The following is a 15,827-nucleotide window of genomic DNA, read 5'->3' on the forward strand; positions in this document are numbered from 1 at the left end:
CTTCCGGCGTGGCGTAATGGTAGCGTTCACAGTACAATGGGAACGTACATCCGCGGGGTCGTGGCCGTTGTCGACTTCGGAATCGCGGGAATCGCCGGGGAACGGTGGGGAACAACGTCACAGCGGAAGGGTGACGGCCGCCATCGCCGGCGATGTGAGGAAAGCGAAGTCCCCTCATCGAAGGAGCATTATGGGGAACTGGAAGAAACTGGTGGCGGCGCTGGCGTCGTTGCCGATGATGGTCGCGGGGCTCGCCCTGGGGCCGAGCACCGCGATGGCCGCGGACGCCACGTCGCTTGAGGAGAACGGCGGCATCACCGTCGCCTCCGGCGATGCGAACGCGACCATCGCCGACGACGCCGACTACGGCAAGGTCGTCAACATCTCCGGCAGCTGGGTCAACGGCAGCGCCACGGACGGCGTGCCCACCAAGGCCGTCGCCACGTTCAAGGACGCCACCGTGTTCAACAAAGTGGCATGGACGCTCAACGCCGACGTCAAACTCGCCGGCGACGCGAACGAGAAATCATCCGCATTCACCATCGGCACCAAGGGCGAGGCCGTCAACCTGCTGCTCGGTACCGGCAAACTCGGCTACGGCGCGACCGCCGGCGGCAACAGCGGCAAGACCGCGGCCCTGTCGAAGACGCCGGAAGTCGGCCAGTGGGCCGCGCTGTCCGTCGTCTACAACGAGAACGACACGACCGGCAACGTGGCCGTCTACATGGACGGCGAACAGATCCTCGCCCCGACCGCGCTCGGCTTCAAGCTCAGCGCGCAGCAGGGCACGCAGGCGTACATCGGCCACGGCTACGAGACCAGCTTCGTGCTCAACGGCACGTATGACGGCATCACCGTCGCCGATTCCGCCGCGACCGCGGACGCCGCCAAGAAGGACACCGCCGACCGTCTCGCCGCCAAGAAGCAGTCCTCCGTGCTGCCCGGCGCCGGCGAACACGGCAACAACGGCTACCTGTGGCTCAACTTCAAGGCCACCGATTATGAGAAGGTGAACCTCGGCTACAGCGCCGACGGCTACAAGTGGACGGCGCTCAACGGCGGCAAGGCCGTCATCACGTCCACCGTGGGCACCAAGGGTCTGCGCGACCCGCACCTGCTCAAGCTCGAATCCCCGGACAAGGACGGCAACAAGTACGTGATGATCGGCACCGATCTGCACGCCGAGGGTTCCGCCTCCGGCGGCAGCTGGGGCCAGATCACCGCCAGCAAGTACCTGGTCGTCTCCAAGTCCAAGGATCTGGTGACCTGGACCACGCCGAAGCTCGTCTCCACCGGTCTCGAGGGCAAGGTCGGCAACGCCTGGGCCCCCGAAGCCATCTGGGACGCCGAATCCAACGACTACCTCGTGTACTGGTCCAGCCGTGACCTGTCCACCGGCGGCAACGACCCCACCACCTCCAACACCGCGTTGAAGGTGTACAAGGCCCACACCAAGGACTTCGAGTCCTTCGAGAACCCGACCGTCTGGATCGACCAGAGCTCGCAGAGCCTGCACAACATCATCGACACCACGATCGTCAAGGGCGACGATGGCGACTACTACCGCTTCTCCACCTCCGACTGGTTCACCACCGTGGATGTCGCCTCCTCGCTGGAAGGCAAGTGGACCCGCCTGGTCGAGCGTGATTCCGACATCAACGCCGACGGCACCTCGAAGATCACCGGCGACAAGGTGATCTCCACATCCGCCTCCGGCCTGAGCAACCACATCGAAGGCCTCACCGCCTACCAGCTCAACAGCGGCGCGTGGATGGTCATGGGCGACAACGGCGGCTACCGTGGCTTCACCATCGACCGTCTGTCCGACCTGAAGAAGGGCCGCACCTTCTCCGCCGCCTCCGGCGTGAGCTTCAGCGAGAAGTTCCGTCACGGCACCGTGGTCGAGCTGACCGCCGACGAGCAGAAGGCCGTCCTCGACGCCTACGGCGAGGACTCCGGCACCGTCAAGCCGGTCGACCCGGACAAGGCCGGCTCCAAGCCGATCGCCTCCTACGATTTCGAGGACGGCAAGGGCACCGACACCACCGGCAACAAGCACGATCTCACCTTCAACGGCAACGCCAAGGTCTCCGAGGACTCCGCGAAGGGCAACGTGCTGACGCTCGACGGCGCCTCCGGCACGTACGCCGAATTCCCGCAGGGCCTGTTCGACGGCCGCAACAAGCTGACCGTGCAGATGGACGTCAAGTCCGAGATCAACGCGAACCAGTTCACGTTCACCTTCGGCCAGGACAACCAGAAGTACTACTTCCTCAAGTACAACAACTCGGGTGAGCTCGCCAGCCGCATCACCACGAACTCGTACGGCGCGGAGGACGCGGCCAACGCCTCGCTCACCGGCAACGGCGCGTGGCACAAGGTCACCGTCACCCTCGACGACAACGTGATGACCGTCTACGCGGACGGCGCCCAGGTGGCGCAGAACGCGGCGACCAAGAACAAGGTCACCGATCTGGGCAAGAACCTGCTCGCCTACCTCGGCAAGTCGTTCTACCAGGATGACTACTTCAAGGGCTCGTTCGACAACGTGAAGATCTGGAACCGCGCGCTCACCGCCGACGAGATCAAGGCTTCCAGCCCGGTCGCGCTGCAGAGCATAGCCGTGGGCACCGTTCCGGCCGATCCGTCCGCCGCAAGGGGCACCGACGACCACTCGCTCGTGCGTTCCGCGCTCGACTGGTCCACGAAGACCGTCACCACCGTGCTCAACCGTCGCGGCGACCCCGCCAAGACGCCGGTCACCGTGACGTTCAACCGTGACGCCGACACCGTCAAGCTCACGCTCGACGGCAAGGCGTTCACGAACGGCGGCACCGCGGATCTCACCAAGGACCGCACGCTGGTCGTCACCTACGCCGACGGCACGTCCGAGACGTGGACGCTCAAGGCGGCCACTGTGGGCAACAACCCGGTGCTGCCCGGCCAGTACGCCGATCCGGACATCGACTATTTCGACGGCAAGTTCTGGATCTTCCCGACCACCGACGGCTTCTCCGGCTGGAGCGGCAACTACTTCCACGCTTGGTCGTCCACCGATCTGGTGAACTGGAAGGACGAGGGCGTGATCCTCGACGTGGACAAGAGCCACGAGGGCCAGAAGCAGGACTACTGGACCGAGCAGACCACCGTCTCGCCGTGGTCCGTGGGCTCCGCGTGGGCGCCGACCATCGAGAAGAAGAACGGCAAGTACTACTTCTACTACTGTGCCAAGTACCCGAACGGCCAGTCCGCGATTGGCGTCGCCGTGGCCGACAACCCGGCCGGCCCGTACAAGGCCGCCGACCAGCCGATCGTCACGCGTTCCATGGAGGGCGTGACCGTCGGACAGGCCATCGACCCGTCGATCTTCACCGATCCGACCACCGGCAAGTCGTACATCACGTACGGCAACGGTTCGCCCGCCATCGCCGAACTCAACGACGACATGGTCAGCGTCAAGGCCGGCACCGTGCGCAAGCTCAACGGTCTGACCGACTTCCGCGAGTCTGTGGTCGTCGCCTACCGTGACGGCAAGTACCACTGGACCTGGTCGTGCGACGACGCCGGTTCGCCGAACTACCACGTGAACTACGGTGTCTCCGATTCGATCGACGGCGCCATCACGTACAAGGGCGTGCTGCTCGAGAAGGACACCTCCAAGAACCTTCAGGGCACCGCGCACCAGTCCGACGTGCACGTGATCGACAAGAACGGCAACGAGCGCTGGTTCATGGCCTACCACCGCCACTACACGCCGCTCGGCGTGTTCACCTCCGGCCTCGGCTACCACCGCGAGACCGCCATCGACGAGATCCACTTCGACGCGGACGGCCTCATGGAGACCATCCACCCGACCGATGAGGGCGTCTCCGTCGAGATGGCCGACGTGACCGCGCTCCAGGGCGCGATCGAGGCGGCCGACAAGCTCGGCGACGATGGCGCGAAGTACACGGAGGCCAGCTGGACGGCGTTCACCACCGCCCGCGACGCCGCCAAGAAGCAGCTCGCCGCGTTCGAGGCGAACGGCCTCGCCCAGAAGGACGTAGACGCCGCTATGGCCGCGCTGACTGAGGCGCAGGGCAAGCTCGCCGAGAACACGCCCGAGCCGGAGCACCCGGCCAAGGGCACGATCCTCGGCATCGAGGTGACCTCCAAGCCCGCGAAGACCGAGTACAAGGTCGGCGAGAAGCTCGACGCCACCGGTCTGGTCGTCACCGCGACCGTGGCCGACGGCAACGGCGGCACCACCACCCGTGCACTGGATTCCGACGAGTACGATCTGCTCGGCTTCTCCTCCGAGAAGGCGTCCGATGCGGTGACCGTCACTGTCCAGGCCAAGGCCGATCCGAAGCTGACCGCCACGTTCACCGTGTCGGTCAAGGAGGCGGAGACCCCGACGCCGGACACCAAGTACAGTGTGGCCGATCTCAAGGCCGTGACTGCGAACTACGCGGATAACGGTGCTCAGGTGGTTTCGTTCCGTTACGACCAGTCTGGTCCGTTCAGGATCGCGAAGGGCCGCAAGGTCAAGCTGCAGGGCGTCCCGGTCGACTGGAAGGTCGCCGATGTGACCTCCGATGCGGCCAAGGGCCAGGTGTTCAAGGTGACGAGCCCGGACGGCAAGTTCGCGCAGACGTACACGTTCGCCTACGACACCACGAACCCGCCGACCCCGAAGCCGCAGCCGACGCCGAACCCCGGTAGCGGCCTGTCCAAGACGGGTGCCGCCGTGGCGGGCGTGCTGGGTGTGGTCGCCGTGCTGGCCGCCGCCGGCGTCGCCCTGACTATCTGGCGCAAGCGCCAGGCCTAACGGTTCTCTAAGCCCCCTCTGACGAGGGGGCTGTCGGCCGTAGGCCGACTGGGGGAGAGACAGCGGCCCCCAGCCGCTCCTAGTCTTGCGCACAACACCACAACCCCAAGGGGCCGTGAGCGAGAATTCCATCCCAGAATCCCCGCCCACGGCCTCTTGTCGTATCCATGGTGCCTGCTCGCTGGTTTTGCCCGCCGTAGGCGTCGGCGCATGCCACATAAGCTCGTGAGAGCGGAGTTGTGGCAGGGCGGCTGCCGCAACTGGGGGAAATCGCGCTGGGAGAGGCTTGTGTGGCGCGCTGTGACTGCGTGCATCTGGGTTTTCGGATGCGCTGCCTCGTTTCTTAGGCGCATTGCGTGTTGCTTAGGTTGATGTGCCGTGGATCGGGCACGGGGCCTCGATGAGACAAGCGCCGGAGGCGTTTGTAGGCGATGCGCGAGCCGACAGGCGAACCGGCATAAGGCCAGCCACCATTGCCTCCCTCTGCGAGGGAGGTGTCATCGCGAAGCGATGACGGAGGGAGAGAAGAAGAGCGGCCGCAGGCCGCGGGGATATTGCATCGGCCGCAGGCCGATTCCGTTTCCCGCGGCCTGCGGCCGCTGTCTCTCCCCCAGTCGGCCTACGCCGGGAGCCCGACCGCAATCAAGGACGGCCTACGGCCGACCTCATATCAGCTCGCTGTCGCTCGCCTTCGCCTACGGAGAGCCCACCGGGCTCTCCGCTTCACGGCTCAGCCCGTCAGAGGGGGCGTCGTGCCCGGACATGTGTGAACCGCACATCGCTGTTGTGCGAAAACGTTGTCACGCACTTTCGTCATTCCGCCCGGTGAACGCTAACGATATAATGCTGTAAGCAGTTTGACTGTGCCGTGATGCCGCGCGCAGGCTTCGCGAAACCGTTGTGTTTCGTGGGTTTGGGCACGGCGTCACCCAGCCTGCAGCGATGCGGGTACAACGTCGGATCGGGCGGTAAGAGGAGCCGCCGCGCTCGTGTGCGGTTGTCACGGCGGGCGATTCGATAACGATTCGATAACAATCGACAACAACGAAGTGCATTGAAGGAGAGGCTCTCAGCGTATGAGAACTACCGATAATCACGGAAACGAACAGAAGGGGAAGGGCGTGTGGCGCAAAGGCGTCGCGGCTGTGGCCGCGCTGCCGATGGTGTTCACGTTGATGACCGCGGGCACCGCCGTGGCCGCCGACGCGACATCGACGATCGCCCCCGCCACCAACAGCGAGAACAACGTGCTGAATCTCGCGTTCGACGGCAACACGAACGACGCATCCAACGCCAAGAACAACGGCACCATCGTCGGCGACGGCTCCAGCTACGTCGACGGCGCGAAGGGCCAGGCCCTGAAACTCACCGGCAAGCAGCATGTGAGCCTCAGCACCGCCGACACCCTGCAGTCCGGCAAGCTCACGTTCTCGTTCTGGCTCAAGCCGGACGGCTCGATGGGCAGCGGCGAGCAGCTCATCGCCTGGAACAAGGCCGCATGGTACGGCGACGGCTGGTACCTGACCACCACGAAGAACAAGGCGCTGCAGCTGTCCGCCGGCCCGGCGAACGCCAACAAGCAGCCGTACATGATCTCCGTGCCGACCGCGCGCGACGACTTCTTCCCGGCCGGCCAGTGGACGAACGTCGTCGTCACCTACGATTCCGACACGAAGACCGCCGCGATCTACCGCAACGGCGTCAAGCAGACCACCGAAGTCACCTATAACTACGGCGCGGACGGCGCGACCGGCGTGATCGGCACCACCGCGGACGAGAAGGGCCTCGGCTGGAACGGCGCCCAGTACAAGACCGATTCGCTCAACGCGACGATCGACGAGGTGCGCCAGTACAGCACCGTCGCCACCACCGCCGACGTCGAGAACCTCGTCAAGGAGGGTGACGCCAAGTTCGACGCGAAGACGCTCGCCCAGGCGGCGCTCGACAAGGTCGACATCGCCAGCGAGGCGACCGCGAACCTCACCTTCGTCGCCGACGCCGCGAACGGTTCGACGCTCACCTATGCCTCCGACAACGAATCCGTGATCTCCAACGATGGCGTCGTCACCCGCCCGGCCGTGGGCGAGAAGGACGCGACCGCGAAGATCACCGTGACCGCGAGCTACGGCTCGGCGGCCGTCTCGAAGACGTTCACCGTGACCGTCCCGGCGCAGACCGAGAACGGCGGCGACCACGACGTCCAGTACCTGAAGAACTACCTGTCCGAGCAGGGCATGGAGAACGTGACCATCTCCGACTCCTACCTGCAGAACGCGGGCAAGAAGGAGGTCGAATACCTCCTGAGCTTCGAGCCGGACCGACTGCTCACCGAATTCCGCGCCAACGCGGGCCTCGACACCAAGGGCGCGAAGAACTACGGCGGCTGGGAGAACGGCCCGTCCGCCTCCCGCAACCCGGACGGCACCAGCAATCCGACCCGCTTCACCGGCCACTTCGTCGGCCACTGGATCTCCGCCGCATCCCAGGCGCAGCGCTCCACGTTCGCGACCGACGACCAGAAGGCGCAGCTCGCCGAGAAGCTCAAGGCGGTCGTCACCGGCCTGCGCGAGGCGCAGGAGGCCTACGCGAAGAAGGACGCCACCAACGCCGGCTTCTTCCCCGCGTTCCCGGTGAGCTACGTGCCGAACGGCGGCGGCGGACTGCTCGTCCCGTTCTACAACCTGCACAAGGTGGAGCAGGGCATGGTGCTCGCCTACGAGTACGGCACCGACCAGGACACGCGTGACGCCGCCAAGGCGTCCGCCGTCGACTTTGCCAAGTGGGTCGTCGCCTGGAAGAAGGCGCACGCCTCCACCAACATGCTCAAGACCGAATACGGCGGCATGAACGACGCCCTCTACCAGGTCGCCGAGATCGCCGACGCGAAGGACAAGCAGACCGTGCTCGAGGCCGCGCATCTCTTCGACGAGACCGCGCTGTTCGAGAAGCTCGCCAACGGCCAGGACGTCCTCAACGGTCTGCACGCGAACACCACGATTCCGAAGCTCACCGGCGCCATGCAGCGCTACGTCGCCTACACCGAGGACGAGGACCTGTACAACAGCCTCTCCAAGGACGAGCAGGACAAGCTCACCAGCCTGTACCTCAAGGCGGCCGAGAACTTCTTCGACATCGTCGTGAAGGACCATACGTATGTGAACGGCGGCAACTCGCAGTCCGAGCACTTCCACGTGGCCGACCAGCTGTGGCATGACGCCACGCAGAACGGCGACCAGAACGGCGGCTACCGCAACTTCTCCACCGTGGAGACCTGCAACGAGTACAACATGCTCAAGCTCGCGCGCCTCCTGTTCCAGGTGACGAAGGACTCCAAGTACTCCGAATACTACGAGCACACGTTCATCAACGCGATCGTGGCCTCGCAGAACCCGGAGACCGGCATGACCACGTACTTCCAGCCGATGAAGGCCGGCTACCCGAAGGTGTTCGGCGTGACCGGAACCGACTACGACGCCCAGTGGTTCGGCAACGCGATCGGCGAGTACTGGTGCTGCCAGGGCACGGGCATCGAGAACTTCGCGAAGCTCAACGACTCGTTCTACTTCACCGACAAGAACGACGTCTACGTGAACATGTTCTGGTCGTCCACCTACACGGACAAGCGCCATGACCTGACCATCACGCAGACCGCGAACGTCCCGAAGCAGGACACGGTCACCTTCTCCGTGGCCGGTTCCGGCTCCGCGAACCTCAAGCTGCGCGTGCCGGATTGGGCCATCGCCTCCGGCATCAAGCTCGTCGTCGACGGCCAGCAGCAGGCCCTCACCAAGGACAAGAACGGCTGGGTGACGGTCGCCGTCAAGAACGGCACGCAGATCGCCTACACGCTGCCCGCGAAGCTCCAGGCCATCGACACCGCCGACAACAAGAACTGGGTCGCCTTCCAGTACGGCCCGGTCGTGCTCGCCGGCGCGCTCACCGAGACCAACTACAAGACGAACTACTCGTACGGTGGCGTGAAGGTCCGCGTGGCCAACTACGACTCCGACGCGAACGCGAAGGCCGCGGTCATCCCGACCAACGGCCAGACCGTGACCGAGTGGCTCAAGGGCATCAAGGAGGACGGCCTGTCCGGCAACCTGGTGCGCACCGACGACCCGAACACGGGCGCCCGCGAGACCCTGAGCTTCAAGTTCGCCAACGTGGACGGCGACGCCGCGAACCTCACGCTGCAGCCCTACTACTCGACGTACAAGACCACGTACGCGATCTACTGGGATATGGCCGAGGTCGACTCCGACGCCTACCAGCAGAACATCCTCAAGAAGAAGAACGACGCCGCCAACGCGAATCTCGTCTCCGACGCGGTCGACGCGTTCGACAACGAGTTCCAGCAGGAGCTCGCCCACAACGCCGCCAAGTCCGACGATTCCACCGCCGGCACGTGGCAGGGCAAGCAGTACCGTGACGCGAAGGCGGGCGGCTGGTTCAGCTACGACCTCGCCGTCTCCTCCGACAAGGACGAGTACCTCGGCGTCCAGTACGTCGGTGCGGACAACAACCGCAGCTTCGACGTCTACGTCGACCCGACCCCGGTCGCCGACAACTCGAAGGGCGAGCTCTCCGCCAACGCGGTCAAGCTCACGCGCAAGACCCAGTCCGTCGGCAACACCGAGTTCTACTGGGACGTCCAGCAGCTGCCCGCCGACCTTCTCGCGAAGGTCAAGGACGGCAAGGTGCGCGTCATGTTCAAGTCCAACGGCGGCCTGGTCGGCGGCGTCTACGGCGTGCGCATCCAGAACGCGAAGGCGCTCTCCGACGACGCGTCGCTCGAATCCCTCAAGTTCAGCGCCGGCACGCTCGCGCCCGCGTTCGACGCCGCGAAGCACCAGTACACGCTCACCGTTCCGGCGGACGCCAAGTCCGTCGAGGCCGTGATCGGCGTGAACAAGCCGGGTGCCTACGTGAAGGTGAACGGCATCGTCATCGACGACACGAAGGCCCGCGCCATCGCGCTCGACGGCGACGTCACCACCGTGGAGATCGCCTCCGTCGCGCAGAACCACGAGGCGACCGTGTACTACTCGGTGCAGATCGTGCGTGAGGGCGCCGTCGTGCCCGCCGCGACCGGTCCGGTGCTCAAGTACACCTTCGACAAGGACACGATTGCGAAGGGTGGCACGATCGCCAACAGCGGTTCCGCCGGCTCCAAGCTCGACGGCAAGGTCGTCAACGACGGCGCGTCCGCGTCCGACCACGCCGACAACGGCAAGGCGCTCACGCTGACCGGCGGCGCCAAGAGCACCGCCTCCCCGTACGTGCAGATTCCGGCCGGCGCGATCACCGCCGACCAGAAGAACGTCACCATCTCCGCCGACTACCAGTGGGATGGCAACAACACCTGCATCTACCCGTGGGCGCTCGGCCAGAACAACAAGAACTACCTGGTGAACATCGTCTCCTGCGGTTCCAACACGCGCGTCGAAGCGTCGAAGAACGGCACGCAGACCCAGCTCGCCGGCACCACCCCGGCCAAGGGCACGTGGGTGCACGTCGACGTGGTCGTCAAGGGCGGCAAGTCCATCGACTACTACCTCGACGGCGCGCTCGTCGCCACCAAGTCGACCACGCTCACCGCCGCCGACTTCATCGGCACGTCCGACATCTCCGGCTACCTCGGCAAGTCGTTCTACGACGACCCGTACTTCGGCGGCCAGGTCGACAACTTCCAGATCTGGAACCGCGCGCTCACCGCGGCCGAGCTGTTCAACCCGGACACCGACGAGCCGACCCCGGCCCCGTCCGATGACGCGACGCTCAAGTCGCTCACCGTCGCCGGCCAGGCGGTCGACCTCAAGGCCGCCGCCTCCGCGGACGGCGCGTCGATCACCGTCGACGATCCGGCCGCCGTCAAGGCGTCCGACGTCGTCGCCGAAGTCAACGATTCCGGCGCGAAGGCCGTCGCGACCATCGCCGACGGCGTCGTGCTCGTCAAGGTGACCGCCGCCGACGGCACCACCGTCAAGACCTACACGGTCAAGCTGGTACGCAAGGCCGTTCCGGTCCAGTCCGTCACCATTTCCGGCGACGGCGTCGCGGACGGCAAGGTCGCGCTCGAAACCGGCAAGACCGTGCAGCTCAACGCGACGGTCACGCCGGAGAACGCCGACGACAAGACCGTCACGTGGAAGGTGACCGAGGGCGAAGGCGTCGTGACCGTCGGCGCGACCGGGCTCGTGACCGCCGTCAAGGCGGGCGCGGCCAAGGTCGTCGCCGTCGCGGGCGGCGTCGAGTCCGCGCCGGTCGAGATCACCGTGACCGACCCGACGCCGGTGCCGCCGGCGGCGAGCGTCGATTCCGTGACCGTGACCGGTGACGGCGTCAAGGACGGCAAGCTGGCGCTCAAGGCCGGCGATACCGCCGCCTTGACCGCCGACGTGAAGGTGACCGGCGACGCGGCGAAGACCGTCGCGTGGACCTCCTCCGACGCCGCGGTCGCCACGGTCGACGAGAACGGCAAGGTGACCGCCGTGGCCGCCGGCAAGGCGACCATCACCGCCACCTCCACCGTCGACAACACCAAGTCCGACGCGGTCGCGGTGACCGTCAGCGCGAAGGACGACGGCAAGCCGGATCAGCCTTCCAAGCCCGAGCAGACCGCTCCGACCGAAAAGGACCTGACCGATGCGAACAAGGTCGTCGATCTGATCGGCGTCGACTCCGTCGCACCGGGCGCCAAGCTCACGCTCAACGCGGGCAAGGCGTTCGCCGGCAAGACCGTGAACGTGTACGCGATCGCGGGCGGCAAGACGGTGCTCGTCGCCTCCGGCGTGACCGTGGGTGAGGACGGTACGGTGGTCGTCACCGTACCGGCCGACCTCGCGCAGGGCGCGACCAAGTTCGTCGTCCAGTTCGCCGACGGCGCGCTCATCTGGGATGCGGTCAACGTCGCCAAGACCGCCGCCGAACAGCCGGGCACCGGCAACGGTTCCGGCCTGGGCGGTGTCTTGGGCGGCGTGACCGCCTCGACCGGCGCCGCCGTGGCCGGCGTGCTCGGCGTGGTGGCCGTGCTGGCCGCCGCCGGCATCGGTTTGACCATCTGGCGCAAGCGCCGCGCGTAGCGGCTGACCGGCTGACTGGTCACACTGATCGAAGGGCCTCCGCACTCACCCGGGTGCGGAGGCCCTTCCGCATCCCACGGCTATAATCGGGGCGTAATCATCCGCAGGCAACCATCGACGTGGAAGGAAACCGACATGCGCGAACTCAAGTGGGCGACGCTGGGATGCGGCGTCATCGCCAACCAACTCGAACAGGCGCTGGAACAGGGCGGACGCACACTGTACTCGGTGGCGAACCGCACGCACGCGAAGGGCGTCGCGTTCGCCGAAAAGTACGGCATCGGCAAGGTCTACGACGAGATCGACGACGTGTTCGCCGACCCGGACGTGGACGTCATCTACATCTCCACACCGCACAACACGCACATCGGATTCCTGCGCAAGGCGCTCGCCGCCGGCAAGCACGTGCTGTGCGAGAAATCCATCACGCTCAACTCCGGCGAACTCGACGAGGCGATCGCGCTCGCCGAAGCGAACCACGTGCTGCTCGCCGAGGCGATGACCCTCTACCACATGCCGCTGTACCGCGAGCTCGACCGGATCATCGCGGGCGGCGAACTCGGCAAGGTCAAGCTCATCCAGATGAACTTCGGCTCCTACAAGGAGTACGACATGGCCAACCGCTTCTTCAACCGCAATCTCGCGGGCGGCGCGATGCTCGACATCGGCGTGTACGCGCTCTCCTGCATGCGTTGGTTCATGAGCTCCAAGCCCGACCAGATCGTCTCGCAGGTCAAGGCCGCACCCACCGGCGTGGACGAGCAGGCCGGCATCCTCCTGACCAATCCGGACGGGCAGATGGCCACGATCACGCTGTCGTTGCACGCGAAGCAGCCGAAGCGCGGCACCATCGCGTTCGAGAACGGCTACGTGGAGATCTTCGACTATCCGCGCGGCGAACGCGCCACGATCCACGACACGACCGGTGCCGTGGTGCGCGAAGTCGAGGCGGGCGAGACCGCGCACGCGCTCGCCTACGAGGTCGCGGACATGGAGGCCGCGATCGCCGCGTACGAGGCGGGCCTGTCCGGTGAGATTCCGGCCGATGAGGCCGCGGCGAAGGTCGAGGGCCTCCTGCACATCGGCTACACGCGCGACGTGATGGACATGATGACCGAGATTCGCCGCGACCAGTGGCACATGACCTACCCGGAAGAGGAGTAGGGGGAACTGGACGGTTCGCTCCCGGATGCGTACGGCTCGCTCCGGGGTTTGTCGCACTATTCCGTGGCAAACCTCGGAGCGAGCCGTGATGGTCGGGGAGTGAACTGTGATAGTCGGGGAGCGAGACAGACGGTCAACACGTGTTGACTGAAGTCGACAAGCACGGTCCGGCGGCGGATTCGCGGCCGTAGGCTGGGAAGCGTAATCGCACGGTGACGTGAGAGGAGCGGACCATGACGGCGAAACAAGGCGGTTCCGGTGGCGGTGCGGCCGGTGGCGGTACTCGGTCCGGCGGCGGTGCGGGCTCGGTCGGCCGGCGCATCCGCGAGACCTTGGGATGGCGGTGCTGGACGGTACCGATCGCATTGGCGGCGCTGGCGCTGTCCGCGTCGCAGTGGCGCGTCGAACTGATGGGCGCGCAGGATTGGGCATGGCCCAAACTGCTGATGCAGCTCGTCATCATCGCGTCGACCGCGCTGTTCGTGGTCACGCCGTCCGTCTCCAGTGTGCTGACGATTGCGGCCTACTCGGTCGACGTGCTGCTGCCGTACCCGTATCTGGAATCGAACGGATGGTGCCTCGCCATCGCGCTCGGATACATCGCCTACCGGGCGCGCGTGCCGCTCACCATCGGCGTGTCGGCTATCTCGTCGGGATGAAATGGCTGGAGATGGCGACGTGGAGCGGCGGCATCGCCCTGAACATGCTGATTCCGCTCAACTCGACGTACATCGCCGCCGTCATCATCGGACTGATGGCGCGCCGGCAGACCGAACTCGCCACATTGCGCCGGCAGGCGATGCATGTGCGGCAGGTCGAGCGCAATCTCGACGTCGCCCACCGACTGCATGACGCCACCAGCGGCGAACTCACCTCCATCAGTCTGATGGCACGGCTCGGCATGCAGGACGCCGCGTCAGAACGGCAGCGTGAACTGTTCGCCGACATCATGGCGCGTGCGGGCGAGGCGCTGGAACATGTGCACCGCATCATCCGCATTCTCGCGGAGGATGGCGGCGGTGGGCGTAAGGATGAAGACGGTGACGGTGCTGGTGCCGATGTCGGCGGTGGTGATGTCGCATTGGGGGAGAGCGGGGACTCCGGTGCGGGGCATGTCGAGGACGGGATTACGGGGACCGGCGATACCGCCGATGTGGTCGCCGCCGTGCTGCGCGAGCTGACGGCGAACATCGTCCGATATGGTGGCGAGGGCGGCAGAAACTACACGTTGGACGTCGACGCGTCCGGTCGGGGAGTGGACATCGTGCAGACCAATCCGATGGGCGGTTCCGGGAACACGGATGAGGCGGGGAATCCGTCGGGCATAGGTGCCGGCTGGGGTGGAAGCGTTGACCAGAATATCGTCGGGACTCCGGTCGCATTGCCGCAGGGGCATGGGCTCGCATTGCTGCAACGTCGTGTTGAGGCGTGCGGCGGCGTCATGACGGTGTCGGCGGAAGCCGGGGTGTGGCGGGTGCGGGTCCACGTGCCGTTCGTAGAGGAGACGGGGCGGACGCTCCCCCAGTCGGCTTCGCCGACAGCCCCCTCGGCCGAGGGGGCCGGGATAGATGGGGAGGCTCGGGAATGAGCGTCATCACCGTCGGGATCGTCGACAACGACGTCATCACCGTGAAGGCGCTCGCCGCGCTGCTGGAACGCAACGACGACTTCCACGTCATCTGGACCGCGTCGTCGGGGCGGCAGGCCATCGTCAATTGCCTTGAGGACGAACGATGGCCGGATGTGCTGCTCGTCGACGCGGAACTCGGCGACGACCTCGGCACGGAGGTGTGCCGTCGGCTGCGCGCCGGCAACGGGGAATGCGCGATGCTCGTCATCACTGCGTACCCACCCGAACGCTACCGGCGCGACGCCGCGCGCGCCGGTGCGCAGGGCATCGTCGGCAAGGCCGACTACCCGTGGCTGGAACGGGCCATCCGGCTCGCCCGCGCCGGGCGCGTGTTCGCCGTGCCGACGCCGCGGAGAGAAGGCGTTGACGCCGGTGGTCCCAGTAGCGCCGACGGGCATCGGAGTGGCGGCTCCGCGGATGATGGCGGTCGTCGCCGGAATGGTAACAGTATCGGAGGCAAACCCGGCAATGGCGGGATAGGAGCCGGAGTCGGGGCCCCCGATACCGGCATCGGCTCCGGCGGTGGGATTGCTGATAACCCGGACGAGGCTGATGACGCCGCGCGGTTCCTGCCGCCGGAGGAGGCTCGGCGGCGGCTGCTTGCACAGGCCGCTCGATCTGCCGGTGCCGGTGTCGATGTGGCCGATGCTGCCGGAGTATCGGCCACATCGCGGCTGAGCTTTCAGGAATCGCAGGTGTTGGCGATGTCGGCGGACGGACTGACGCAGAACGAGATCGCCGACCGGCTCGACATCACCCCGGCGAGCGTGCGCACACATTCGCTGCGCGCACGCCGCAAGCTCGGCGCCGCCACCCTCACCCAGGCCGTGGTGACCTGGCTGCACCAAATCGGTCGACGGTAGTGGTCATGGCTGCTCTTCGACGTCGGTTGCATGTTTCTTCGCTAGAAGGGGTACTTTCGCCGCTTCGTGAAAGGCCATCTGCGTTACGAGGGGTACTCGGATGGGGATATTCCGGGCGCCGAGGGCGATTTCAGACCGTATATCCCCGGGATACCCCTGTTGGGATACTGTCTAGTTTCAGCGGATAGTTGACGTATGTCTCGGGGCATGGTTGACGTCATGTCCTGGGGCATGCCTGACGGGTGTCCTGGGGCATGGTTTACGGTCTGCTGATTGTT

6 protein-coding genes are annotated in these 15,827 nt (G+C 65.9%); all 6 read left to right on the plus strand.

The window, feature by feature from the left end; translation table 11 throughout:
- The first annotated feature begins 190 nt into the window (after window positions 1–190).
- The 6 genes from AC1AYD_RS05110 (at window position 191) to AC1AYD_RS05135 (ending at window position 15,549) form a co-directional block, all read left to right on the plus strand.
- On the plus strand, window positions 191–4,810 hold the full coding sequence (locus tag AC1AYD_RS05110) for a family 43 glycosylhydrolase (protein ID WP_476544784.1): 4,620 nt from the start codon (window positions 191–193) through the stop codon (window positions 4,808–4,810).
- Between the two features lie 1,076 nt (window positions 4,811–5,886).
- Window positions 5,887–11,892 carry a beta-1,3-specific beta-L-arabinofuranosidase gene (locus AC1AYD_RS05115; protein ID WP_476503397.1) on the plus strand — a complete coding sequence of 2,002 codons (6,006 nt, stop codon included), beginning with the start codon at window positions 5,887–5,889 and terminating at the stop codon, window positions 11,890–11,892.
- Between the two features lie 135 nt (window positions 11,893–12,027).
- On the plus strand, window positions 12,028–13,056 hold the full coding sequence (locus AC1AYD_RS05120; RefSeq protein WP_476503396.1) for a Gfo/Idh/MocA family protein: 1,029 nt from the start codon (window positions 12,028–12,030) through the stop codon (window positions 13,054–13,056).
- Window positions 13,057–13,289: 233 nt separating this feature from the next.
- The gene (locus AC1AYD_RS05125; RefSeq protein WP_476503395.1) at window positions 13,290–13,715 is read left to right on the plus strand and encodes a hypothetical protein; all 426 of its coding nucleotides are present in this window, start codon (window positions 13,290–13,292) and stop codon (window positions 13,713–13,715) included.
- Window positions 13,712–14,644, plus strand: a complete 933-nt coding sequence (locus tag AC1AYD_RS05130) for a sensor histidine kinase (RefSeq protein WP_476544785.1) — start codon at window positions 13,712–13,714, stop codon at window positions 14,642–14,644. Before AC1AYD_RS05125 ends, AC1AYD_RS05130 begins: the two co-directional genes overlap by 4 nt.
- Window positions 14,641–15,549, plus strand: coding sequence for a response regulator (locus AC1AYD_RS05135; protein WP_476503410.1), 909 nt, complete (start codon window positions 14,641–14,643; stop codon window positions 15,547–15,549). The genes AC1AYD_RS05130 and AC1AYD_RS05135 overlap by 4 nt, the downstream gene beginning before the upstream one ends.
- Window positions 15,550–15,827: the final 278 nt, after the last annotated feature.

Source organism: Bifidobacterium sp. LH_426, from assembly GCF_056356875.1.

What these genes read in the sequence shown, in the direction of transcription:
- AC1AYD_RS05110 (WP_476544784.1), top strand. Translation starts at nt 191, where the DNA reads ATGGGGAACTGGAAGAAACTGGTGGCGGCGCTGGCGTCGTTGCCGATG.
- AC1AYD_RS05115 (WP_476503397.1), top strand. Translation starts at nt 5,887, where the DNA reads ATGAGAACTACCGATAATCACGGAAACGAACAGAAGGGGAAGGGCGTG.
- AC1AYD_RS05120 (WP_476503396.1), top strand. Translation starts at nt 12,028, where the DNA reads ATGCGCGAACTCAAGTGGGCGACGCTGGGATGCGGCGTCATCGCCAAC.
- AC1AYD_RS05125 (WP_476503395.1), top strand. Translation starts at nt 13,290, where the DNA reads ATGACGGCGAAACAAGGCGGTTCCGGTGGCGGTGCGGCCGGTGGCGGT.
- AC1AYD_RS05130 (WP_476544785.1), top strand. Translation starts at nt 13,712, where the DNA reads ATGAAATGGCTGGAGATGGCGACGTGGAGCGGCGGCATCGCCCTGAAC.
- AC1AYD_RS05135 (WP_476503410.1), top strand. Translation starts at nt 14,641, where the DNA reads ATGAGCGTCATCACCGTCGGGATCGTCGACAACGACGTCATCACCGTG.